Below are 24,115 nucleotides of genomic sequence, written 5' to 3'. Positions count from 1 at the left end.
ACCTGCCCGCCTACAGCGGCAGGCGCTGTTCGTGCTTGATCTCGCGCAGCGCGACGATGGTGCGCGTCTGGCGTATGCCCGGCATGTTGAACAGGAAGCGATGCAGGAACCTGTCGTAGGCTTCCGGGCTTTCGACCAGGATCTTGAGCAGGAAGTCCGAATCTCCCGTCACCGCGTAGCACTCCAGGATTTCGGGTGCGTCGCGCACCGAACGCTCGAAGTTCTCGACCGTATTGGCGGAATGCCGCTCCAGACTGATCTGCGCGAACATGCAGCCCAGCCCCACCTTGCTGCGGTCCACCTGGGCGCTGTAGCCCTGGATCACCCCGCTTGCCTCCATCGCCTTCACCCTGCGCCACACCGGCGCGGCCGACAGGCCGACCTTCTCTGAAAGCTGCTGCGCCGAGGCCCGGCCGTCCTCCTGCAAGGCCTTGAGGATGCCGATATCGGTCTTGTCCATCGCTTAGTCTCCTGGTTTTTGTCGAACACGAAATGTTCATTGCGAATTATAGGGATAGCACGATCCAAAAACGCAATAAACCTGATGGCTCACGAACCTATCATGGTGCCGAAACCAGGAGTATTCACTATGGACGGTACCCCCGCCGCCGAGCCCCAGCTGGACCTCGAGTACCAGCTCGCCGACAACCTCACCCGCAGCTCCGGCCGCATCTTCCTCACCGGCACGCAAGCCCTGGTGCGCATCATGCTCACCCAGAGCCGGATGGATCGCGAGCGAGGTCTGAACACGGCCGGTTTCGTTTCCGGCTACCGCGGCTCCCCCCTGGGAGGCGTGGACATGGCCATGTGGAAGGCGCAGAAGGCGCTGGACGCCAACCAGATCACCTTCCTGCCCGCCATCAATGAAGACATGGCGGCGACTGCCGTCATGGGCACCCAGCAGGCCGGCGTGCGCGCCGACCGCAACGTGGATGGCGTCTACGCCATGTGGTACGGCAAGGGCCCGGGCGTGGACCGCGCGGGCGACGCCCTGCATCACGGCAACGCTGCGGGCGCCTCGCGCAACGGCGGCGTGCTGGTGGTGGTGGGCGACGACCACACCGCCGTCTCGTCCTCGATTCCGCACTCCAGCGAGGCTTCGCTGATCGGCTGGCAAATGCCCATCGTGCATCCTGCCTCCATCGACGAATACGAAACCTTCGCGCTGTGGGGCTGGGCCCTGTCGCGCTATTCGGGCACCTGGGTCGCCTTCAAGGCTGTGTCCGAAACCATAGAGTGCGGACATTCGTTCGTCCCCGCCCCTGCGCAGCGCTACGACATGCCTGCGGACCCGGACATGCCCCCCGAAGCGCTGGAATACTCCGCGCGCGACTTCCTGTCGCTGGCGATCGAAACGCGCATGAACCTGCGCATGAAGGCGGTGGCCGCGTTCGCGCGCCGCCACAGCATCGACCGCCTGACCTGTCCTGCGCCCAAGGCGACCGTGGGCATCGTCACGGTAGGCAAGGCGCATCTGGACACGATGGAAGCGCTGTCGCGCCTGGGCGTGGACACCGTCACCGCGAACGCGCCGGTACGCGTCTACAAGCCCGGCCTGACCTGGCCGCTGGACACCGGCCGCCTGCTCGAATTCGCCCGCGGCCTCTCGCATATCCTGGTGATCGAGGAAAAAGGCGCGGTGGTCGAAAGCCAGATCAAGGACCTGCTGTTCAATATGCCGGACCGTCCCACCGTCATCGGCAAGAAGGGCCTGGACGGCGAACCGCTGGTGCCCTCGGCGGGCCAGTTGCGCCCTTCGCTGCTGGCGCAACCGCTCGCCAGCTGGCTCAGCCGTGCCGCCGGCCTGCCGCTGGCGGCGGACCTGGCCGCGTTCGGCTGCGAGGCGCCGCTATCGAATGACGCCGACGGCATGCGCCGCCGCCCCTACTTCTGTTCGGGCTGCCCGCACAGTACCTCGACCAAGGTGCCGGAAGGCAGCCAGGCGCTCTCGGGCGTGGGCTGCCACTACATGGCCGCGTGGATGGACCGCGACACCGGCGGCCTGACGCAGATGGGCGGCGAAGGCGTCGACTGGATCGGCCTGTCGCGCTACACCAAGATGCCGCACATCTTCCAGAACATGGGAGAAGGCACCTACTACCATTCGGGCTATCTCGCCATCCGCCAGGCCGTGGCGGCCAAGGCCAATATCACCTACAAGATCCTGTTCAACGATGCCACGGCGATGACGGGCGGCCAACCCATCGACGGCCCGATCTCCGTGCCCAGCATCTGCCAGCAATTGCGCGGCGAGAATGTGGCGCGCATTGTCGTCACCACGGATGAACCCGAGAAATATCAGGGCGTGGACCTGGGGGCCGGCATCAAGGTGCATCATCGCCGCGAGCTTGATGCCCTGCAACGCGAACTGCGCGAAATCCCCGGCGTGACCGTGCTGATCCACGACCAGACCTGCGCCGCCGAAAAGCGCCGCCGCCGCAAGAAGAACCAATTCCCCGATCCGGCACGCCGCATGCTGATCAACAGCGCGGTGTGCGAAGGCTGCGGCGATTGCGGCGTGCAGTCGAACTGCCTGTCGGTCGTGCCCCTGGAAACCCCATACGGCCGCAAGCGCGCCATCGACCAGTCCAGCTGCAACAAGGACTATTCCTGCGCTGAAGGCTTCTGCCCCAGCTTCGTTTCCGTCATGGGCGGCAAACCCAAGAAGAGCGCGGCACCCAAGGCCGACCAGGAACGCCTGCAAAGCCTGATCGCGCAATTGCCCGCGCCCGCCACGCCCGCGCTGGACCGTCCCTATCGCCTGCTGGTCGCCGGCATGGGCGGCACCGGCGTCATCACCATCGGCGCCATCGTCTCGATGGCGGCGCATCTGGAAGGTCTGTCGGCAGCCGTGCTCGACCTGACCGGCCTGGCGCAAAAGGGCGGCACGGTAGTCAGCCACATCCGTCTGGCGCCCGCCGGCTCGCCGGCCGGCCCGGTGCGCCTGGACTGGCAGCAGGCGGACGCCGCGATCCTGTGCGACCCGGTAGCCTCCATCGCGCCGGATTCGCTGGGCGCGCTGCGCCGTGGCCATACCCAGGTCACGGTCAACACCTACGTGGCCCCGGTCTCCGACTTCACCCGCAATCCGGACGCCGCGATGCGGCCCGAAGCGCTGCTGGCCAAGATCCGCCACGCGGCGGGCGAATCCAACACCGCCGCGATTGACGCGCACGAAGCCGCGCTGGCCCTGTTCGGCGACAGCATCCTGTCCAATATGTTCATGTTGGGCTATGCCTGGCAGCGCGGCGGCGTGCCGCTGTCGCAAGCCGCGATCAATCGCGCCATCGAACTCAACGGCGTGGCGGTAGCCGCCAACCGGGCCGCGTTCGATAGCGGCCGGCTGGCTGCGCATCAGCCGCAGGCGCTGGAAGGCGCGCTGCGACCGCGCGCCCAGGTGGTGCAGTTGCACGTGCCCGAATCGTTCGAGCGCGCCGTTGCGCGCCGTATCGAAGACCTGACCGCCTACCAGGACGCCAACTACGCCCGCCAGTTCCAGGACGTCGTCGAGGCCGTCGCGGCGCGCGAGCGCGAACTGGCGCCCGACGCCAAGACGCCGCGCCTGGCGCTGGCGGTCGCCCGCGGCCTCTTCAAGCTCATGGCCTACAAGGACGAATACGAGGTGGCGCGTCTCTACACCGGCGAATCGTTCCAGGCGCAGTTGAAAGGCCAGTTCGAAGGCGATTACAGCCTGCGCTTTCACATGGCCCCGCCGATCTTCGCCCGCAAGGACCCGCGCACCGGCGTGCCGCGCAAGATGACGCTGGGCCCGCGCACCATGACAGCGTTGAAGCTGCTGGCGCGCCTGAAGGGTTTGCGCGGCACCTGGTTCGATCCTTTCGGCCACACGGCCGAACGCAAGATGGAACGGACGCTGGTGCGCGAGTACCGCCAGACCATAGACCAGTTGCTGGCAGGGTTGACCCGGGACAAGCTGCAGCAAGCGGCTACAATCGCCGGCCTTGCAGAAACCATCCGCGGCTTCGGCCACGTGAAGGCTGCGAACGTCGAGAAGTATCGGACGGAGTTGGGCCGCTTGATGCAAACCTATACGGCGCCTGCCCCGCGCGATATGCCCCTGCGGAAAACCGCATAAACATTCGCTCTGAGCGGCACCTTCCTAGGCGCGCCTTGCTGGGCGCGCCTAGTGCATTTAGTAACAATCTTTTGTGACCTTCGTCTTATCTTCTTCTTGTCCCTGTCGTACTCGATCACTAGAATTAGTGTCCAACGAGGGGTGCTACACTATATGTTGTGGTCGCCTAAGCGCTGATTCCCGTCGGCCACGCCTTTTGGACTAGCCCGTCCTAACGTTGCGACCCCCTTTAAAAGATCCGATTTCGTACCTGACATGACGCCGTCATGTCGCTATCTACGCGCTTTTCGCACAGGAGCTTCCATGCAGACTACGATCGCCTCTGTGACCCGGCCCTCGGCCGTGCCGCCCTCCCAAACCGATTCTCCCGCCGACGCAAATGGCGGGAAATGGGCCAGCTACAACATCATTCGCCGCAATGGCTCGGTGGTTGGGTTCGAACCCAACAAGATCGCCATCGCCATGACGAAGGCCTTCCTGGCCGTCAATGGCGGCCAGGGCGCGGCCTCCGCGCGCGTGCGTGAGCTGGTCGAGAACCTGACCGGCCAGGCCGTCAATGCGTTGGTGCGCAACCGCCCCAACGGCGGCACCTTCCATATTGAAGACATCCAGGACCAGGTCGAACTGGCGCTGATGCGCTCGGGCGAGCACGACGTCGCCCGCGCCTACGTGCTGTACCGCGAAAAGCGCACGCAGGAACGCGCCGCGGCCGCCGCCGCCGCCGAAAACCAGGAGAAAGCCGCCGCCCCGCAGGAACACGTGCTGAACGTGACCGACGCCGGCGTGCGCCGCCCGCTGGACCTGGCCGAACTGCGCGCCACCATTGAAGCCGCCGGCGAAGGCCTGGCCGAGTTCATCGACACGGAAGCGATCCTGAAGGAAACGGTCAAGAACCTGTACGACGGCATCCCCGTCGACGAAGTGTTCAAGTCCGCCATCCTCTCCGCGCGCGCACTGGTCGAAAAGGATCCGGCCTACAGCCAGGTCACCGCCCGTCTGCTGCTGCACACGATCCGCAAGGAAGTGCTGGGCGAGGAAGTCTCGCAGGACGGCATGGCCACTCGCTACGCCGAATACTTCCCCACCTTCATCGCCCGCGGCATCGAAGGCGGCCTGCTGTCGCCCGAACTGGCCAACTATGACCTGACCAAACTGGGCCACGCGCTGAACGCCAAGCGCGACCTGCAGTTCGGCTACCTCGGCCTGCAGACCCTGTACGACCGCTACTTCCTGCACATCCGCGGCACCCGCATCGAACTGCCGCAGGTGTTCTTCATGCGCGTGGCCATGGGCCTGGCGCTGCGCGAATCCGATCGCGAAGCCCGCGCCATCGAGTTCTACGAGATCCTGTCCTCGTTCGACTTCATGAGCTCGACTCCCACGCTGTTCAACTCGGGCACGCTGCACTCGCAGCTGTCGTCGTGCTACCTCACCACCGTCTCCGACGACCTGGAAGGCATCTACGACGCCATCAAGGAAAACGCGCTGCTGGCCAAGTACGCCGGCGGCCTGGGCAACGACTGGACCCCGGTGCGCGCGCTGCGCAGCCACATCAAGGGCACCAACGGCGAAAGCCAGGGCGTGGTTCCGTTCCTGAAGGTCGTCAACGACACCGCCGTGGCGGTCAACCAGGGTGGCAAGCGCAAGGGTGCGGTCTGCACGTACCTGGAATCGTGGCACCTGGACATCGAAGAGTTCCTGGAACTGCGCAAGAACACCGGCGACGAACGCCGCCGCACGCACGACATGAACACGGCGAACTGGATTCCCGACCTGTTCATGAAGCGCGTCATGGAAGGCGGCGAATGGACGCTGTTCTCGCCGTCCGACTGCCCCGACCTGCACGACAAGTATGGCCGCGCCTTCGAAGAAGCCTACGTGGGCTACGAAGCGCGCGTGGCCAGCGGCGACCTCAAGCTCTTCAAGAAGATGCCGGCGCTGACCCTGTGGCGCAAGATGCTGTCGATGCTGTTCGAAACCGGCCATCCGTGGATCACGTTCAAGGATCCGTGCAACATCCGTTCGCCGCAGCAGCACGTGGGCGTGGTGCACAGCTCGAACCTGTGCACCGAGATCACGCTGAACACCAACGAATCCGAAATCGCAGTGTGCAACCTGGGTTCCGTGAACCTGGTCGCGCACATGAAGCCGGCTGCCGGCGGCGGTTTCGAACTCGACCACGACAAGATCAAGCGCACGGTCAGCATCGCCATGCGCATGCTCGACAACGTCATCGACATCAACTACTACGCCGTCGACAAGGCCCGCAATTCCAACGCGCGCCATCGTCCGGTGGGCATGGGTATCATGGGCTTCCAGGATTGCCTGCAGATGATGCGCGTGCCTTATGCATCGCAAGCCGCCGTCGAGTTCGCCGATCGTTCGATGGAAGCCGTGTGCTATCACGCGTATTGGGCATCGAGCCTGCTCGCTGAAGAGCGCGGCCGCTATCAATCGTATGAAGGCTCGCTGTGGTCGCGTGGCATCTTGCCGCAAGACACGTTGAAGATGCTGCGCGATGAACGCGGCGGTCACGTTGAAGTCGATGAGTCGAGCACGCTCGATTGGGAGACGTTGCGCGCGCGCATCAAACAACATGGCATGCGCAACTCCAATTGCATCGCAATCGCCCCAACCGCGACTATTTCCAATATCATTGGTGTATCTGCGTGCATCGAACCCACTTTCCAGAACTTGTACGTCAAATCGAATCTCTCCGGCGAGTTCACGGTCGTTAACGATTACCTCGTGCGTGACCTGAAGAAACTCGGTCTCTGGGACGAAGTCATGGTCGCCGACCTCAAGTACTTCGACGGCAGCCTGTCCCGCATCGATCGCGTACCTTCCGAACTCCGCGACCTCTACGCCACCGCGTTCGAAGTCGAACCGAGCTGGCTGGTTGAATGCGCGTCGCGCCGCCAGAAGTGGATCGATCAAGCACAGTCGCTGAACATCTACATGTCGGGCGCGTCGGGCAAGAAGCTGGACGACACCTACAAGCTGGCCTGGAAGCGCGGCCTGAAGACGACCTACTACCTGCGTACCCTTGGCGCCACCAGCGCCGAGAAGTCCACGGGACGCGGCGGCGAATTGAACGCCGTCTCGGCGGGCGCTCCGTCCGCTGGCCCCGCGGTCGCTGCTGCTGCACCTGTTTTGCCGGAACCCGAAGTTCTCGGGGCGGTTTGCACCATGCGGCCGGGCGACCCCGGCTTCGAAGAGTGCGAAGCCTGCCAATAACCGCCTCCGGAGAATGAATCATGATTAATTGGGAAGACGACACCATCGCAACGCAACCTGCTCAATCGCCCGCACCCGCGGCGGGCGGGCAGGCTGCGCCCGCAGTCCGGGCAGCGACCGGTGTTTTCGGCGATGCCGCCATGCCCACGCCGCCCGCGCCTGAACACGCGGCCGGCCTGGCTGCCAGCGGCTCCGCCGCCTCGCAACGCGTGAAGGTTGCCGACAAGCGCATCATCAACGGCCAGACCGACGTCAATCAGCTCGTGCCCTTCAAGTACAAGTGGGCGTGGGAGAAGTACCTGGCCACTTGCGCCAACCACTGGATGCCGCAAGAGATCAACATGTCGCGCGACATCGCCCTCTGGAAGAACCCGAACGGGCTCACCGAGGACGAGCGCCGCATCGTCAAGCGCAACCTGGGCTTCTTCGTCACCGCCGACTCGCTGGCCGCGAACAACATCGTGCTGGGCACCTATCGCCACATCACGGCGCCCGAGTGCCGCCAGTTCCTGCTGCGCCAGGCGTTTGAAGAAGCGATCCACACGCACGCCTATCAATACATCGTCGAAAGCCTGGACCTGGACGAAGCGGAGATCTTCAACGCTTACAACGAAGTGCCGTCCATCCGCGCCAAGGACGAATTCCTGATCCCGTTCATCGACGCGATCGCGGACCCCAACTTCAAGACGGGCACTCCCGAAGCCGACCAGACGCTGCTGAAGTCGCTGATCGTCTTTGCTTGCCTGATGGAAGGCCTGTTCTTCTACGTTGGATTCACGCAGATCCTGGCGCTGGGCCGCCAGAACAAGATGACCGGCGCCGCCGAGCAGTACATGTACATCCTGCGCGATGAATCCATGCACTGCAATTTCGGCATCGACCTGATCAACACCGTCAAACTGGAAAATCCGCATCTGTGGACGCCGGAATTCCGCGAAGAAATCCGAGAACTCTTCCGCAAAGCGGTCGAACTCGAATACGCTTACGCCGAAGACACGATGCCGCGCGGCGTGTTGGGCTTGAACGCACCTATGTTCAAATCCTACCTGCGCTTCATCGCCAACCGTCGTTGCCAGCAAATCGGTATCGAACCGCTGTTCCCGCAGGAAGAAAATCCCTTCCCGTGGATGGCGGAAATGATCGACCTTAAAAAGGAACGCAACTTTTTTGAAACTCGCGTGATCGAATACCAAACCGGTGGCACGCTGAGCTGGGAGTAAAAGCAGTACGTCATCAGGCCCGGCGCGGGCACGCTCCAGATGCAAGGAGCGTCGCGTTCGCGACAGGCTTGGTGACGCTCTCCTCGGTCAGGGTGTTTTGTCGCCGGGCCGCCCTAAGGCAGAATGCCCCCCTCGGGGGCAGCGAGCCGAAGGTGCGGCGTGGTGGCATATCGAACACGTAGAACAAGCGGTCGGCGGCCTGTGATCAGGTCGCCTGCCGGCGCCATTTGAAATGGCTCGCGCCAAAGGAGCGGGGGCCATATCAAATGGCTGTGCCGAATTCATTAGCGCAAACCGTAGTAGCTGTTGCTCGCACAGAACAGCGGCATGCGCCGATGAATAGCCCGGGCACGATGCGCCTTGTTGGCGGATCGGGGCACGGGTTTAAGTTCTGGGACCCCTGAACCTAAGGAGCATGACCATGGCAACAGCCAAGAAAGCCGTAAAGAAAGCGGTGAAGAAGCCCGCCGCCAAGAAGGCAGTAGCGAAGAAGGCCGCACCGGCCAAGAAAGCTGCCGTCAAGAAGGTAGCCGTCAAGAAAGTCGCTGCCAAGAAGCCGGCAGTGAAGAAGGTTGCCGCCAAGAAGCCGGCAGTCAAGAAGGTCGCCGCCAAGAAAGCGGTAGCCAAGAAGGCCGTCGCCAAGAAGGCCGTCGCCAAGAAAGCGGTAGCCAAGAAGGCTGTCGCCAAGAAGGCCGTCGCCAAGAAAGCTGTCGCCAAGAAGGCGGTTGCCAAAAAGGCCGTAGCCAAGAAGGTTGTCGCCAAGAAGGCCGTCGCCAAGAAGGCGGTTGCCAAGAAAGCGGTAGCCAAGAAGGCCGTCGCCAAGAAGGCCCCCGCTGCCAAGAAGGCGGTTGCCAAGAAGGCCGTAGCCAAGAAGGCGCCTGCCGCCAAGAAGGCTGTTGCCAAGAAGGCCCCCGCTGCCAAAAAGGCTCCCGCTGCAGCCAAGCCTGCCGCTGCCAAGAAGCCCGCTGCGAAGAAAGCCGCTCCGAAGAAGCCCGTAACGCCGCCGTCCACGGCTGCCGCACCGGGCGCGAAGACCGCGCTGAACCCCGCCGCGTCGTGGCCGTTCCCGACGGGTGGCCGTCCCTAATCAGGACGGCTCGAAGCACTAGCTTCGCAGAGCCGCCTGGCCTAGGCCGGGCGGCTTTTTCATGCCCGCCCGGCCTGGAAAGATGCCTCCTATACCAAGGACTGCAAGCCCGCGCCGCCTGCAGGCGATTTTTCGTCTGGGCGTGCGACAATTGACTCCTCTTTTTCAGGGTGATCGTGTCCATGCTCGATGAAATCTTGCGCTTCCTCCTCGAAATCGCATTCACGCTGTTCGGCGCAGCGCTGATTGCCCGCGCCTGGATGCACGCGATACGGCTGCACCCCTTCAACCCGTTGTCGCGCTTCATCTACCAAGTCACCAACTGGCTGGTGATGCCCTTGCGCAAGATCATTCCCGCCGGCAACAAGATCGACTGGACCAGCCTCGTCGCCGTCTGGCTTGCCGCGCTGCTCTATCTAGTGCTGGTCTGGCTGGTGGCTATCGGCGCGCTGATCCCGGTGGAATACCTGCCCAAGGCCATGGGCTCGGCCTTGATCATGGCTATCAAATGGGCGCTGAACCTAGTGGTGTGGCTGACGCTGATCCAGGCCGTCCTGTCGTGGGTCAACCCGATGGCGCCCATGATGCCGCTGCTGCAGGCACTCACCGCGCCCATGCTGGACCCTATCCGCCGTCTGCTGCCGCGCACCGCGATCGACTTTTCGCCGCTGGTGCTGCTGATCGTGGCGCAGGTGCTGCTGATGGTGTTGTCCAATATCAGCCAGCGCATGATGGGCCTGTAAAGGCGGGGCGCTGCCCCGCCTCAAGGCCGCCTACGCCGGAATGGCGGAGTAGATTTCGACCAGCTTCTTGCGGTCGATCTTGTGGTTGTTCGACATCGGCAGCGCGGGGCAGGCCACCAGCTCGGACGGCACCATATAGGGCGGCAGGCGCTGGGCCAGCCGCTCTTTCCAGCCCGCCAGGGCGTCCGGCGGCAATGTGCGCGCCACCTGCTCCGCATCCACGCCCGCCACAAATCCAATCAAGCGCACCGCCGTGCCGTCCGGCCTGCGCAACACCGCGCAGGCGCCGCCCTCCACCCCAGGCAGGCCGTGCAGCGCCTCGTCGATTTCCGCCAGCTCGATGCGATAACCGTTCAGTTTGATCTGGTCGTCCATCCGGCCACGGCAGAACAACAGGCCATCGCCCTCCATCTGGCCCAGATCGCCCGTGCGGAATGCGCGGCGGCCATCGGCATAGATGTAGAGCTTGGCCTCGTTCAGGTCGGGCCGGTTCAGATAGCCGCGCATGACGTGGTCGCCGACGATACAGATTTCACCTTCGTCCACGATCAGCACGCTATCGGGCTTGGCATGCCCCACCGGCAGCGGATCATGCGCGGCCAGGACAGCATCCGTGACTTCGATCCACGTGGTGGCCACGGTGGCTTCCGTGGGACCGTACGTGTTCAGGATCACGGCATCAGGGAAGCGTTGACGCAGCTTCTTGGCCAGCGCCGAAGGTAATGGCTCGCCACAGAACAAAAAGGTGCGTAGCGTCGGCAAGGTGGCTGGCGAGAAATCACGGTTGGCCAATTGCTGGTGGGCGAACGAAGGCGTGGACACCCAGACCGTCACGCGGTGCTCTGCCAGGCGGGCCATCCAGGCCGCGGGCGCGGCGATCTGCTCGCGCGCGTTCAGCACACAGCAACCGCCCGCGGCCAGGGTCGCGAATACTTCGTACATGGACAGGTCGAAGCTAAACGGCGCCTGGTTCATGAACACGGGCGCTTCGCCCAGGCCGAAACTGCCCAGCATCCAGTCGCCCAGCAGGCCGACGCTTTCGCGGCCGATCTGCACGCCCTTCGGATCGCCCGTGCTGCCCGACGTGAACATGACGTAGGCCAGGCCGCGCTCGGCCAGCACCGCGCCTTCGCCCCGTGTGAACGTGCCGCTGGCGGCGTCGAAAACAGCGGCGGCGCGCACGATCTCGACGATGCGGCGCAGGCGCTCTTCCGGGTAGATGGTGTCCACCGGCACGAACGGCGAGCCGATCAGCAAGGCCCCCACCATGGCGACGAAGAACGAGGCTTCCTTGTGGCCGTAGATAGCCACGGGCACGTCCGGCGCCGCACCATGTCTGCGCGCCTCTTCGGCCCAGGCGCCGGCTTCGGCGCGCAACTGCGCCCAGCTCAGGCTGCGATCAGCGGCAACGATGGCCGGCGCGTCGGGAGCTTGGTCGGCGTCCGTGAACTGGAAAGACTTGAGATCGAAACGCATGCCGAAACTCCCGGCGTCAGATGGGGCTGCGGCCGCTGAATACGTAAAGCGCCAGCGCGGCCAGAATCAGGGTGAGCACGCGCCCGAGAAAGCGCATGACGGGCTGCGCCAGCGCGGCCTGCAGCGCCGGCCGGGTCCGCGCGGCATTGATCAGCAGGTTGTGTCCGACCGAATACGCGCCGAACATCAGGCCGCTGACGATGTAGTGCAGCGACAGGCCGTTCCATACGCCCATGGCCAGCAAGGTGGCGAAGATGCCGATGTTCTGCGCGGCCATCCGATGGCGCGAGAAGAATTTGGTCTTGCTCAGCGCCTTGTAGATGGGCATGAACACCACGTCGCGCAGCCATTCCGACAGGCTGATGTGCCAGCGACGCCAGAAATCCTGCGGATTGAGCGTGGCCAGGGGATTGCGGAAGTTGATCGGCAAGGTGAAGCCGAACAGCATGCCGATGCCGATCGCCATCGTGGAGTAGCCGGCAAAGTCGAAGAACAGATAGGCGCTGTAGAGCGAGGCATTGAGCGCCACGCCGGTGAACGAGTAGTCGTGCGCGTCCAGCGTCGACAGGCCGTAGCGCCAGATCAGTTCGGCCAGGCCGAACTTCTGGATCACGCCCAGCATGATGAGCTCCAGGCCGCTGAGCCAGGTATTCAGGTTCACGCCTTCGTAGCCGCGCTTGAGGTCCGCCTGGAAGTTGCGCCAGCGGTACATCGGGCCGGCCAATAGCGTCAACGGAAAGAACAGGTAGATAAAGTAGTCCAGCGGCGACACGCGCTCGTTGCGCTGCGCGAAGAGCAGCACATCGATGGCGCGGAAGGTGGCGAAGGACAGGCCCAGCATGGCGCCCAGGTGCGACACGCCCGTTTTCACCAGCAGCAGCGGCGTCATCGTGATGATCACGGCCAGCCAGGTGGGGATGTAGTTGCGCCGCACGGCCCACAGCGCGCTGCCGGAAATCGCCAGCAACGCGATGGGCTGGTAGGGGCGCGCCCAGAACACGGCCATCCACACACCGAGGCAAATCACGCCGATGATGTGGCGGTAGCCGATGCGCAGCGGCATGCCAAAGGAACGGTAGGCCAACAGGCCCAGGCCGCCGCACAAGGCGCCGCCGAAAAAGCTCAAGCTTGCGAACAATTCCATGCCGGGCTCAGAACTGTTGGTATTGGAATTCGACCTTGATCGGTCCGCCGCTGCCCGTGGTGGGCTGCGCCTGCAGCACGAACACCAGGATCACGCCGATATACAGGCAAAGGTGCCAGAAAAAGCGGCGTCCCCAGGCGGCAGCCGCCTTGCGGGTTTGCTGCCCTTCGCCAGTGCTGCCGGCCTCGGGCGAGGCCGTGGGAAGAATCTTGCTCATCGGGAAAAGTACTCCGCAATGCCTTGATCGGCCATGGCCCAGCCGAGCTCGGCCAAGTGCATGTCGTCACGCAGCATGCCCGGTTCGAACGGGATGCTGTAGAGATCCAGGCAGCCCATCTGGTAGCGCGCGCACATGCCCGTGATGGCAGCCACCACCGGGTCGAAGCGTTCCACATCCAGGATGAGCTTGGGATTGAACGGCTGAATGACGAAGTAGGCGCGGACCTTGCGCTTCTGCAACAGCGCCATCACGCGCGACAAGTCGCCGAGTTCCGCGCGAGTGATCGGGTCCACGTCCGCAAACTCGTTGCGCGCCGGCGAATACAGCGGCGCCAGGTACTGTTTGTAGTAGTCGTCGCGCACGTCATAGGGGTTGTGGCCGCCCAGGTCCTGCTCGACTGCGCGCGCCTGATGCGTCAGGCGCGCCCACTGCCCCTGATCGAGACGCGCGGAGGACGGCCATGACACGTAGCGGTGCGCCGGCACGGACAGTTTGCTGCGCGGACGATCGGGCGCCGGCTCCTTGCGTGCATGCCACCACAGCCCCAGCTTGTCCTTGAGCTCCGCAACCTGCCCATTGGCGATGAGCCACAGCAGTCCCCAGTTGGCGTTGTCGCTGATCCATGTCTGCATCTGCTCGCGCGTGCTGGGCTGGTCCCAGAGACGGTCCCAGACCGGGCCGGTCACGTGCTCGGCAAACGCGCTGCGCGGCAGCTGCCCGCCCGACGCGAACCAGGCCGGCGACAGCATGATCACCAGTCGCGTGTTGGGCGTAAGCGAATCCGCCACCGACTCCAGCACGCTGACGATGCCGTAGGACTGGAACATGGCGTGGCCATAGGCCAGCGTAGGCACCTTCAGTTCTTCGGGGAAGAAACGATAGGGCACGAAGCGCAGGTCGTGGCTGGACAGCTCGGACGAGCCAAGCACGACCAGCGTCCCGTCGCTCAGGGCGTTGCCCAGGCGGTTCAGGTTGACGTGCTGGGTACCCCAGTCCGGGCCCAGGTTGGGCAGGTAGTTGCTCTTGGTGGCCGCGAGGGCCGAGGGCGCCGACATCGGGTTCACGACGCGGCTGAGCAGATCATCCGCGCCGCAATATGTTCCCACTGCCAGAGCCACCGCCGTCGCGGCAGCCGCGACGTGAGACAACAGCCGGGTATTACGAAGTATGGGCAGCGACATAGCCGGCAAGCGTGCGGACCGACTGTAGGTGCTCCGCGATCTCGGGAGCCGGGATGCTGCAACCGTACTCCGACTCGACCGCCAGCGTGATGTCCACGGCGGCGAGCGAATCGACCAGGCCTGTGGCAATCAGTTGCGTATCGGGGGTGACTTTCTTCATGACGATCGACTCGACGATCTCGCCGATCTTGGTGTGGAGTTCTTGCTCGGTATGCATAGATAGTGCGGCGTTACAGGCCTGATCGGCCAGACATCCCCCGCCCCGGGATTCAGGACGATGAGATTACAAAGAAACGACTGAAACCAGGCTGAACGTCCAGCCCTCCAGAACGACGCGCGGATGCACTCAGTTACATGATTTTCGCAATGCGACGTCGATCGCAGACGCAATCATGGCACTACGTTCGTCGAATCGCCATTGAACTTGTGGATGAAATCGCGAGAAAAGGCTGGCAAACGTAACGTTCGCGGGTAAATCCCCGGGTGGCGCGTTGCGGCCGAACGACAGATTTTTACGCACGCGCGCCCTCCTCTGCCCCGCCCCCGTTTAAGGATCGCCCCGCCGCAATAAAAAAGCCCCCTGACGGGGGCTTTGCCTTGCTGCGCCGCGAAGGGCGTCAGAGGGCTACTTACATCGGCGTGACGCGGGTGGGACCGGCGCCGCTGATCACCTGCACGCGCTGGCCCACGCTGATGGGCACGTCCGCTTCCTGCGCGACGACGCGGGTTTCGCCGTTATCCAGGCGCACGGTGATTTCGTAGCCGGAATTCTTGCCGGTCTGGTTTTCGATCGCGTTACCTGCCAGGGCGCCGAGAATGACGCCGCCAACGGTCGCGATCGTACGGCCGGTACCGCCGCCAATGGCGTTACCCGCCACGCCGCCCAGCGCACCGCCAGCCACCATGCCGACGCCGCTGGACTTGTCGTTCTGGATCACGATGGGACGCACGCCGGTGACCGTGCCGGTACGGACGATCTGCTCGCGTTGCGCCTGGTCATAGCTGTAGACGCCGCTGGACGCGCTGCGGTTGGCGCAGCCGCCCAAAACCGCCATCGAGGTCACGACGGCAGCAATCGCCAGCCAGCGCCCCGCGCGCGGCGTCACCAGGGAAAAAGTTTTGCTTTGGTTCATTTGGACTCCTCGATCGGCCGTTGCCGACGATGTACTCATCATACCCTGGCCCACAATCCCGGCCAGCGCGGCTGCAACACACTGAAACGCACCGCCAGAAGCTGAAAAAACAGCGGTAAAGCGGCTCAAGAAAGGCGCCGGGACGCGGCGCCTTCAAAATCTTTCAACCGTTCGACCGCGACGCAGCGGCCGGGTTCCCAGCGCCGCTTATGCGGGCAGATGGATGCCGTAGGTCGCGTGCAGCACGGCGTCGATCTCGGCACGCGAGGGCGCATGGTTCTGCGGTCCGCGCGAAGCGATCTTGATGGCGCCCATGACGTTGCCCAGACGGCAGCTGTCTTCCCAATTCCAGCCGCTGGTCAAGCCGTAGAGCAGGCCGCCGCGCTGCGCATCGCCGCAGCCCGTCGGGTCCACCACCTGCGCCGCGCGCACCGGCTCGATCTGGATGGTCTTGCCGCCGGTCAGCAGCGTCGCGCCTTCCGCGCCCCGCGTCACCACCACGGCCTGCAGGGTACGGGCGATATCCGCCATGCTGCGGCCCGTGCGCTGTTCCACCACGCCAGCCTCGTAGTCGTTTACGGTCAACGCCTGCGCCAGCTCGAGCATGCGTTCCAGGTCCGCCCCGTCGAACAGCGGCATGGCCTGGCCCAGATCGAAGATGAAGGGGATGCCGCGCTTGTGCAGGCGCTCGGCGTGGGCAAACATACCCTCCTTGGCGTCGGGCGCAACAATGGCCCAGGCCGCGTCGGCGTCGCTCAGATCGTTTTGCGCCGCGTGCGACATGGCGCCCGGGTGGAAAGCCGTGATCTGGTTGTCGTCCAGATCGGTCGTAATGAAGCACTGCGCGGTAAACGTGCCCGGAATGACTTTGACGCGGCTGACGTCGATGCCCAGCCCCGCCATGCGCTCCATGTATTCGCCGGCGTCCTCGCCCACGGTCGCCACCGGCACGGGTTTGCCGCCCAGCAGGTTCATGTTGTAGGCAATATTGCCCGAGCAGCCGCCATACTCCTTGCGCATGCTGGGCACCAGGAACGACACGCTCAGCGACTGGATGCGGTCGGCAAGAATGTGCTCCTTGAAACGTCCTTCGAACACCGCGATGGTGTCGAACGCCATCGAACCGCAAACCAGAACTGGGGTTGCCATGCTAGTCATCCCTTAAGGAAAGAATTTATCGAGTTGGTAGCCATTGACCTGGACGCCGGTCACTTCAATGGGTACTGAAATCTTGAGTTCGCCGGCGGGCGCGAAAGGACCGCGCAACTGTTCCGGTGTGAGATAGTCCTCGGGCTTGAGCACGCGGCGCACCACGACCGTGTCCGACAGATCGGTCAGGTCCAGCACCAGCGCAGGCCAGTGCTGCGGCTTGTCGTAGCGGTTGCGCAGGACCAGTGTCAGGACCAGGCGGCTGCGCCCGTCGTCGATCGCCGCGGCGCCGGTCGGCGGCTGCAGCGACGACGATGCGATCGCGATGCGCTCCAGGCGGCGCGCGTACCCCACGGTGCAGCCCAGCGGCTGGCACACGGTTTCCAGCACGGGCCGCAGGGCGGGCACGGAATTGGCGATGTCCGTGCGGTAGGCATACACCAGCTGCAGGCCCAGCGCGATCAGGCCAACCAGGCAGGCATAGCCCCACAGCTTGCGCAACAGGCCGCGCCGTTCCTGGCGGTCCTGATCGAGGAACTCGGGTGGCGCCCGGCCCACATCGGTCGCGCTGGAATAGCGAGTGCGTGTATCGCCCAGCACCGGCTCGCCGGGGGCTTCGCGGTCGCCAGCATATTCGTCGTGGTAGTCGTCACGGTCGTCGTCGCGGTGTTCGTCGGCGTACTCGTTGTCGTATTCGTCGTCGCGAGCTTCATCGCGCACATCGGGGCGCGCACGGCCAATGGTGAAGGACGGCTCCGCATGGGTACCGCGCGCAGCCTGCTCGGCGTAGTGCGCAGGCCTGGCCGCGGCAGGCGCCGTCCAGCGCGGCGGCTCCTCGGCATCCGCAAGATCGTCATCGGCCTGGCCGTCGGCCTCGTCGAGGTCTTCCGCCTGCTCGGCCTGGACAGGTTCGACGCGTCGGCGGATGTCGTCGCGGCCGCGCAGCACGGCTGGAGGAGCCGAGGCGGCAACAGGAGGCCTCGCGGGCGCGAGCGGCGGTTCCGGCTCGTCTTCCCAGGGAGGAACCTGCGGCGCGGCTGGTACGGCAGGCGTGGCCAGCACCGGCGCCGCATGGCTGGCGGCCGGCGACACAGGCGCGGCAGGCGGCGCGGACTGCGGCGCCGCGCCCGCGGCCGGGACCAGGCAGGCGCGTCCGTCGAACACGGTCGAGCAGGCCCCGCAACGCACCAGGCCATTACGGACCCGCAATTGATCAGGCACCACCTTGAAGGTGGTGCCGCACTGCGGGCAACGGGTGGTCAAGGCCATGGCGCGATCTGCTGCGGCCGCGCTCAGGCCTTCTGGCCGTGCAGGCACACCCAGCCGTCACGCGCGCGCCAGACCGACATGGCGATCCAGGGCGCATACGCAGCCGCCACTTCTTCAGCCTGCCGTTCCAGCACGCCGGACAGCACCAGATGGCCGCCTGCGGCGACGCGTCCGGCCAGCATGGGCGCCAGCACTTTCAGGGGATTGGACAGGATGTTGGCCACGACCACTTCAAAGGTGCCTTCCGCCAGCGCATCGGGCAGCATGGCCTGGAGTTCGACGTGGTTGACCTCGGCATTGAAGACCGTGCTCTGCACCGCCTGGGCGTCGATATCCACCGCCTGCGTCGGGCCCGCGCCCAGCTTGCGCGCGGCAATGGCCAGAATGCCCGAGCCGCAGCCGTAGTCCAGCAACGTGGCGCCGGCCGGCAACTCGGCTTCCAGCCAGGCCAGGCACAGATGCGTTGTGGGATGGCTGCCCGTGCCGAACGCCAGGCCGGGATCCAGCTCGATATGGATGGCGCCTTCCTGGGTGGCGGCTTCCGGCTCGAACGCCGGGACGTCGGGATTATCGCGGTGCCAGCTGGGCACGATCCACAGGCGCTCGGCGATATGGATGGGACCGAACTGCGATTGCGTCAGCCGCACCCAGTCGGCGTCCGGCACGTCGCGCAGGCTCCAGCCCTCGAACACTGCAGGATCCAGTTCGCCCGCGGCGCCGGCTTCTTCCATGATCTGCGCGGGATCGGCTCCGTCGGGCAACAAGGCAACGACGCGGTTCCGGTCCCAGGCCTGCACGTCGGGCTCGGTGCCCGGTTCGCCGAACAAGGGGCGTTCGTCGTCGGTGCCCAGGTCGGCGTCTTCAACCGATACCGACAGCACGCCCGCTTCCAGCAGGGCGTCCGAGAGGGCTTCGGCTTGCGCCTCCAGGCAATGGAGCACGAGTTCACGCATGATGATTCTTCCATCTGGCCAACGGGCCGCGGCTTGCGCCGCGGCCCGATCGACCGTAATACAAAACAGGAACGGTCCGGAGCTAACGCCCCGGATCGCGGGTCAGGGACGCTGAGCCAACTTGTGTTCCAGGTAGTGGATGCTGGTGCCGCCTTCGATGAAGCGGGCGTCCTGCAGCATTTCGCGGTGCAGCGGGATGTTGGTGGAAATGCCTTCCACCACCATTTCCGACAGCGCGGTGCGCATGCGGGCCAGCGCCTGGTCGCGCGTGTCACCGTAGGTAATGACCTTGGCGATCATCGAATCGTAGTTCGGCGGCACGAAATAACCGTTGAACGCATGCGAATCGATGCGCACGCCCGGACCGCCCGGCGTATGCCAGTTGGTGATCCGGCCAGGGCTGGGCACGAAGCGGAAAGGATCTTCCGCGTTGATGCGGCATTCGATCGCGTGGCCCTTGAACGTGATGTCGCGCTGGCGCAGCGTGAACTTCTCGCCGGCGGCGATCAGGATCTGCTGCTGGACCAGGTCGACGCCGGTGATCAGCTCGGTGACGGGGTGCTCGACCTGGATGCGGGTGTTCATTTCAATGAAATAGAACTCGCCGTTTTCATACAGGAACTCGAACGTGCCCGCGCCGCGGTAGCCCATCTTGCGGCAGGCGTCGGCGCAACGGTCGCCGATGCGCTCGATCAGGCGGCGCGCGATGCCGGGGGCCGGCGCTTCCTCGATGACCTTCTGGTGGCGACGCTGCATGGAGCAGTCGCGCTCGCCCAGCCAGACCGCATTGCGGCCGCCGTCGGCGAGCACCTGGATTTCCACGTGGCGTGGATTTTCCAGGAACTTCTCCATATAGACTTCGGGGTTGTTGAATGCGGCGCCTGCCTCCGAACGCGTCATCGTGACGGCGTTCAGCAGCGCGGCCTCGGTGTACACCACGCGCATGCCGCGGCCACCGCCGCCGCCTGCCGCCTTGATGATGACCGGATAGCCGACTTCGCGCGCAATACGAAGGATTTCCTGCGGATCGTCGGGCAACGCGCCTTCCGAACCGGGCACCACCGGCACGCCGGCTTCGATCATGGCGCGCTTGGCGCTGACCTTGTCGCCCATCAGGCGAATGGTGTCGGGACGCGGGCCGATGAAGACGAAGCCACTCTTTTCGACGCGATCGGCGAAGTCGGCATTTTCGGACAAGAACCCGTAACCCGGGTGAATTGCCTCGGAATCCGTGACTTCGGCCGCCGAAATGATGGCCGGCATGTTCAGGTAGCTTTCACGCGACGGCGCGGGCCCGATGCACACCGATTCATCGGCCAGGCGCACGTACTTGGCTTCGCGGTCGGCCTCGGAGTGCACGACCACAGTCTTGATGCCCAGCTCGCGGCAAGCGCGCTGAATGCGCAGGGCGATTTCGCCCCGATTGGCGATCAGGATTTTTTCGAACATTTTCAGCTATCAGCCAATGACGAACAGGGGTTGACCGTACTCGACGGGCTCGCCGTTTTCGACCAGGATTTCTTTGATGACGCCGGACTTGTCGGCTTCGATCTCATTGAGCAGCTTCATGGCTTCAATGATGCACAGCGGGTCGCCTTCCTTGACGGTGGCGCCTACGTCGATGAACGGAGCAGCGCCCGGGTTCGGAGCGCGGTAGAACGTGCCGACCATGGGGGCCTTCACGACGTGGCCCTGGATCACCGGCGCGGCTTCCGCGGCGGCGGCGGGCGCGGCCGGCGCGGCAGCCTGGGCCACGGGCGCGGCGGGCACGCCAGCTTCGGGGTGGTGATAGGCAACCGGCTGCAAGGTCTGCGAGAACTTGACGATCCTCACCTTGCCTTCGCCTTCGGTGATTTCCAGCTCGGCGATGCCCGATTCAGCCACCAGGTCGATCAGGGTTTTGAGTTTTCGGAGGTCCATAGAAGCTGCTTCCCGAGATAGTGTCGGCGACGTCCCAGCGTCGGGTCCGCGCCATATAAGATGTAAATGCTGTGGTTTGGTGCGAGATCAGTGCCGCACTGCGTAACGCAGAGCCGCCTCGTAGCCATCCGCGCCCAGGCCGCTGATGAGGCCTACCGCCAAGTCGGACAGATAAGAGTGATGCCTGAAGGGCTCTCGCTTATACAGATTGGACAAATGTACTTCAATAAATGGGATCGCGACCCCGGCCAGCGCATCGCGAATTGCGACGCTGGTGTGCGTATATGCCGCCGCGTTGATGATGATGAAGTCCGTGCCGTCTTGCCGGGCCGCCTGAATGCGGTCAACCAGCGCGCCTTCGTGATTGCTTTGCCACGCTGTCAGCGTGACGCCCATTTCGCCTGCAAGCAACTCAAGGTTCTCATTGATCTGTTGCAGCGTGAGGCTGCCGTAGATATGAGGTTCTCGGGTGCCGAGCAGGTTCAGGTTCGGGCCATGCAATACCAGTATGTTTTGCGCCATGCGCTTGCCAATGAGTGGTTTGCCAATTGTTGGCAAAACAGCCGATAAACCAGCTTTTTACGCCAATTCCTACTATTTGTCCAACAGACTTACGCCTTTAAACCAGATAAGGTGCGATCCAGATCATCGGGCTGAATTTCACCCAGTATCTTCCGGTTAATTCCGCCATCTGCGTTGAAAACAATAGTAAAAGGCAGACCCCCGCTGGGATTTCCCAGCTTGCGCAGCGTATCGATGGCACCTGCGCCAATTACCCAGAGCGGATAGGAAACCTGTACTTTCTCGACGAATTTTTGCATGTTCGCGGCGGAATCGACACCAATCCCGACAAATCGTACATGCGGATATTTTTTCTGCAGGGCATCGAGTTCCGGCATTTCGCGCACGCACGGCGCGCACCAGGTTGCCCAGAAATTGACCACGATGGGCTGGCCTTTCCAGCCGGACAGCGACTGGGATGCCCCATTCAGGTCGGGAAGTTGCATCTGCATCAGCCCGGCGACGGGATCGCCGGCATCGGCGGGGGCCGAGGGCGCGGAGGTCTTGCGGCCCATCAGGGTGTAGCCGCCCGCGACCGTGGCGGCAATGGCCACGCCAGCGGAAAGAAGTAGGCGTCGATTCATGGCGCGATCATAACCGCTGCGGCCGTTTTACGCCGAGCCGGCCGCGGCTCGCGCCGCCTCTATATATACAATGCAGGACAGGAGAGTTTTCAATGCACCTGCATATTCTTGGCATCTGCGGTACGTTCATGGGCGGCTTGGCGCTGATCGCGCGCGCCGCCGGCCACAAGGTCACTGGTTGCGACGCGGGCGTGTATCCGCCCATGAGCACGCAACTGTCCGAACAGGGAATCGAGTTGATCGAAGGCTTCGGCGCCGAACAATTGGCGCTCAAGCCCGATCTGTACGTGATCGGCAACGTGGTCAGCCGCGGCAATCCGCTGATGGAGGCCATCCTGGATTCGGGCGCGCGCTACGTCTCGGGGCCGCAATGGCTGGGCGACAATATCCTGCCCGGCCAGCACGTTCTTGCCGTGGCGGGCACCCACGGCAAGACCACCACCAGCTCGATGCTGGCCTGGGTGCTGGAGGCCACGGGCATGGCGCCCAACTTCCTCATCGGCGGCGTGGCGCAGGATTTGCACGTGTCGGCCCGCTATGATCCGTCGCGCCGCCCCTTCGTCATCGAAGCGGATGAGTACGACACAGCCTTCTTCGACAAGCGCTCGAAGTTCGTCCATTACCGTCCGCGCACGGCCATCCTGAACAATCTTGAGTACGATCACGCGGACATCTTCCCCGATCTCGCCGCGATCGAAACCCAGTTCCATCACCTGGTGCGCACCATCCCCGGTTCGGGCCGCATCGTTCGGCCGGCGCGCTGCGCCGCGCTGGACCGCGTGATCGCCCGCGGTTGCTGGTCTGAAACCGTCACGTTCGGCGCCGATGGCGCCTGGCAGGCGACCGCGCCCGATGCCGAGGGCGCCTTCAGCGTGCTGCGCGGCGGCGTGACCGCCGGGACCGTGCGCTGGAACCTGACGGGCGAGCACAACCGCATGAACGCACTGGCGGCGCTGGCAGCCGCCGAACACGTGGGCGTGCCGGCCGCGCAAGGCATCGAAGCCCTGAGCCGTTTCGCGGGCGTGAAACGCCGCATGGAATTGCGCGGCACGGTCAACGGCATCAAGGTCTACGACGATTTCGCGCACCACCCCACCGCCATCGCCACCACGCTGGAAGGCCTGCGCCGCCAGGTCGGTCCGGCCCGCATTTTGGCCGTGCTGGAACCGCGTTCCAACACCATGAAGCTGGGCACCATGGCGGCCCGCCTGCCCGAAGCCCTGGCCGATGCGGATCTGGTGTTCTGCTTCGGCGCCCATTCGGGCAAACACGCCCTGGGCTGGAATCCGGCCGAGGTGCTGGCGCCCCTGGGCGACCGGGCTTCCAGCTACGATGACATTGGCACGCTGGTCGCGGCCGTGGCCGGCGCCGCCCGCCCGGGCGATCAGGTGCTGGTGATGAGCAATGGCGGCTTTGGCGGCGTGCACGGCAAGCTGCTGGACGCCCTGCAGGCACGCGGCTGATTCCCGGAATACACCGCAAAGGCGAGCAATGATCCTCTATCTGCACGGTTTCCGTTCCTCGCCGACCTCGTTCAAGGCCAGGATGATGGCGGACGCCATGGCCGCGCGCGGCCTGTCGGCGGCCTGGGCCTGCCCGCAACTGCCCGCCAGCCCGCGCGAGGCCATCGACCTGGCGATGGGCATCGCCAGACGCCAACTCGACGGAGCGGACTCCCCCCGGGTGCTGACCGTGATCGGCTCTTCGCTGGGCGGTTTCTACGCTACGTGGCTGGCCGAACAGCTGGGCTGCAAGGCCGTGCTGCTGAATCCCGCGGTCGAGGCCGCCCGGGATCTCGCCACCCAGGTCGGCGAGCACCGCATGTATCATTCCGACGCGCCATTCGTCTTCCTGCCCGAGTACGTGGACGAACTGGCCGCCATCCATGCCCCTCGCATCACCCAACCCGACCGGTACTTCCTGGTGGCGGCCACCGGCGACGAGGTCCTGGATTGGCGCGAGATGCGCGACCGCTTTGCGGGCTGCCGCCAGCACATCGTGCAAGGCAGCGACCACGGTTTATCCGACTTTGCGGAATGGATGCCCGAAGTGCTTGAATTCGCCCTTGGCGACAAGCAGGTTCGCCCCCAATAATCAGTATCAGACATCAACACTCTATATAGCTGCGCAAGACGGCGCGTG

At 64.4% G+C, this 24,115-nt stretch carries 21 protein-coding genes; 7 read left to right on the top strand and 14 right to left on the bottom strand.

Going from position 1 to position 24,115, the window contains the following annotated elements:
* Positions 1-10 precede the first annotated feature (10 nt).
* The gene (locus CEY08_RS25365) at positions 11-460 is read right to left on the bottom strand and encodes an Lrp/AsnC family transcriptional regulator (protein WP_008159001.1); all 450 of its coding nucleotides are present in this window, start codon (positions 458-460) and stop codon (positions 11-13) included.
* A gap of 129 nt (positions 461-589) precedes the next feature.
* Here CEY08_RS25365 and CEY08_RS25360 point away from each other — a divergent pair, with 129 nt between their 5' ends.
* The 5 genes from CEY08_RS25360 to CEY08_RS25340 all read left to right on the top strand — a co-directional run bounded on the left by CEY08_RS25360 (position 590) and on the right by CEY08_RS25340 (position 10,383).
* Entirely contained in the window at positions 590-4,096 is a 3,507-nt protein-coding gene (locus CEY08_RS25360) for an indolepyruvate ferredoxin oxidoreductase family protein (RefSeq protein ID WP_088607823.1), read from the top strand.
* Positions 4,097-4,399: 303 nt separating this feature from the next.
* Complete coding sequence (locus tag CEY08_RS25355) at positions 4,400-7,333, top strand: ribonucleoside-diphosphate reductase subunit alpha (protein WP_076816432.1); 2,934 nt, start codon at positions 4,400-4,402, stop codon at positions 7,331-7,333.
* 20 nt (positions 7,334-7,353) lie between these two features.
* Entirely contained in the window at positions 7,354-8,553 is a 1,200-nt protein-coding gene (locus CEY08_RS25350) for a ribonucleotide-diphosphate reductase subunit beta (RefSeq protein ID WP_042796313.1), read from the top strand.
* A 421-nt stretch (positions 8,554-8,974) separates the two neighbouring features.
* The gene (locus tag CEY08_RS25345) at positions 8,975-9,640 is read left to right on the top strand and encodes a histone H1-like DNA-binding protein (protein ID WP_076816435.1); all 666 of its coding nucleotides are present in this window, start codon (positions 8,975-8,977) and stop codon (positions 9,638-9,640) included.
* 182 nt (positions 9,641-9,822) lie between these two features.
* A complete protein-coding gene (locus CEY08_RS25340) occupies positions 9,823-10,383 on the top strand; it encodes a YggT family protein (protein WP_042797537.1) in 561 nt (186 codons plus the stop codon).
* A 30-nt stretch (positions 10,384-10,413) separates the two neighbouring features.
* Here the strand turns inward: CEY08_RS25340 and CEY08_RS25335 are convergent, their stop codons facing one another.
* From CEY08_RS25335 to CEY08_RS25275, 13 genes are all read right to left on the bottom strand, one after another.
* On the bottom strand, positions 10,414-11,859 hold the full coding sequence (locus CEY08_RS25335) for a D-alanine--poly(phosphoribitol) ligase (protein ID WP_076816437.1): 1,446 nt from the start codon (positions 11,857-11,859) through the stop codon (positions 10,414-10,416).
* A gap of 16 nt (positions 11,860-11,875) precedes the next feature.
* A complete protein-coding gene (locus CEY08_RS25330) occupies positions 11,876-13,003 on the bottom strand; it encodes an MBOAT family O-acyltransferase (RefSeq protein ID WP_042796311.1) in 1,128 nt (375 codons plus the stop codon).
* Between the two features lie 7 nt (positions 13,004-13,010).
* A complete protein-coding gene (locus CEY08_RS30040; RefSeq protein WP_042796310.1) occupies positions 13,011-13,220 on the bottom strand; it encodes a hypothetical protein in 210 nt (69 codons plus the stop codon).
* The gene (locus CEY08_RS25320) at positions 13,217-14,404 is read right to left on the bottom strand and encodes a D-alanyl-lipoteichoic acid biosynthesis protein DltD (protein ID WP_042796309.1); all 1,188 of its coding nucleotides are present in this window, start codon (positions 14,402-14,404) and stop codon (positions 13,217-13,219) included. Before CEY08_RS25320 ends, CEY08_RS30040 begins: the two co-directional genes overlap by 4 nt.
* On the bottom strand, positions 14,382-14,621 hold the full coding sequence (locus CEY08_RS25315; RefSeq protein WP_006226661.1) for an acyl carrier protein: 240 nt from the start codon (positions 14,619-14,621) through the stop codon (positions 14,382-14,384). The genes CEY08_RS25320 and CEY08_RS25315 overlap by 23 nt, the downstream gene beginning before the upstream one ends.
* A 412-nt stretch (positions 14,622-15,033) precedes the next feature.
* The gene (locus CEY08_RS25310) at positions 15,034-15,537 is read right to left on the bottom strand and encodes an outer membrane lipoprotein (RefSeq protein ID WP_042796308.1); all 504 of its coding nucleotides are present in this window, start codon (positions 15,535-15,537) and stop codon (positions 15,034-15,036) included.
* A 207-nt stretch (positions 15,538-15,744) separates the two neighbouring features.
* Positions 15,745-16,686: a carbohydrate kinase family protein gene (locus CEY08_RS25305; RefSeq protein WP_042797536.1), complete on the bottom strand. Its 942-nt coding sequence runs from the start codon at positions 16,684-16,686 to the stop codon at positions 15,745-15,747.
* 12 nt (positions 16,687-16,698) lie between these two features.
* Complete coding sequence (locus CEY08_RS25300; protein ID WP_076816440.1) at positions 16,699-17,955, bottom strand: DUF3426 domain-containing protein; 1,257 nt, start codon at positions 17,953-17,955, stop codon at positions 16,699-16,701.
* Between the two features lie 23 nt (positions 17,956-17,978).
* The gene (prmA, locus tag CEY08_RS25295) at positions 17,979-18,908 is read right to left on the bottom strand and encodes a 50S ribosomal protein L11 methyltransferase (RefSeq protein ID WP_042796307.1); all 930 of its coding nucleotides are present in this window, start codon (positions 18,906-18,908) and stop codon (positions 17,979-17,981) included.
* A 102-nt stretch (positions 18,909-19,010) separates the two neighbouring features.
* Positions 19,011-20,357, bottom strand: coding sequence for an acetyl-CoA carboxylase biotin carboxylase subunit (gene accC / locus CEY08_RS25290; protein WP_042796306.1), 1,347 nt, complete (start codon positions 20,355-20,357; stop codon positions 19,011-19,013).
* A gap of 9 nt (positions 20,358-20,366) precedes the next feature.
* The gene (accB, locus tag CEY08_RS25285) at positions 20,367-20,828 is read right to left on the bottom strand and encodes an acetyl-CoA carboxylase biotin carboxyl carrier protein (RefSeq protein WP_042796305.1); all 462 of its coding nucleotides are present in this window, start codon (positions 20,826-20,828) and stop codon (positions 20,367-20,369) included.
* A gap of 87 nt (positions 20,829-20,915) precedes the next feature.
* Positions 20,916-21,350 carry a type II 3-dehydroquinate dehydratase gene (aroQ, locus tag CEY08_RS25280; RefSeq protein ID WP_076816442.1) on the bottom strand — a complete coding sequence of 145 codons (435 nt, stop codon included), beginning with the start codon at positions 21,348-21,350 and terminating at the stop codon, positions 20,916-20,918.
* A gap of 89 nt (positions 21,351-21,439) precedes the next feature.
* A complete protein-coding gene (locus CEY08_RS25275) occupies positions 21,440-21,973 on the bottom strand; it encodes a TlpA family protein disulfide reductase (RefSeq protein WP_063639809.1) in 534 nt (177 codons plus the stop codon).
* A 92-nt stretch (positions 21,974-22,065) separates the two neighbouring features.
* On the opposite strand from CEY08_RS25275, the gene mpl reads away from it, so the two are divergent.
* Positions 22,066-23,436, top strand: a complete 1,371-nt coding sequence (mpl, locus tag CEY08_RS25270; RefSeq protein WP_063962505.1) for a UDP-N-acetylmuramate:L-alanyl-gamma-D-glutamyl-meso-diaminopimelate ligase — start codon at positions 22,066-22,068, stop codon at positions 23,434-23,436.
* 28 nt (positions 23,437-23,464) lie between these two features.
* Complete coding sequence (locus tag CEY08_RS25265; RefSeq protein ID WP_088607822.1) at positions 23,465-24,067, top strand: YqiA/YcfP family alpha/beta fold hydrolase; 603 nt, start codon at positions 23,465-23,467, stop codon at positions 24,065-24,067.
* Positions 24,068-24,115: the final 48 nt, after the last annotated feature.

This window comes from Achromobacter insolitus, assembly GCF_002209555.1.
Taxonomy (GTDB): domain Bacteria; phylum Pseudomonadota; class Gammaproteobacteria; order Burkholderiales; family Burkholderiaceae_B; genus Achromobacter; species Achromobacter insolitus.
This window is presented reverse-complemented; position numbering and strand designations above follow the sequence as displayed.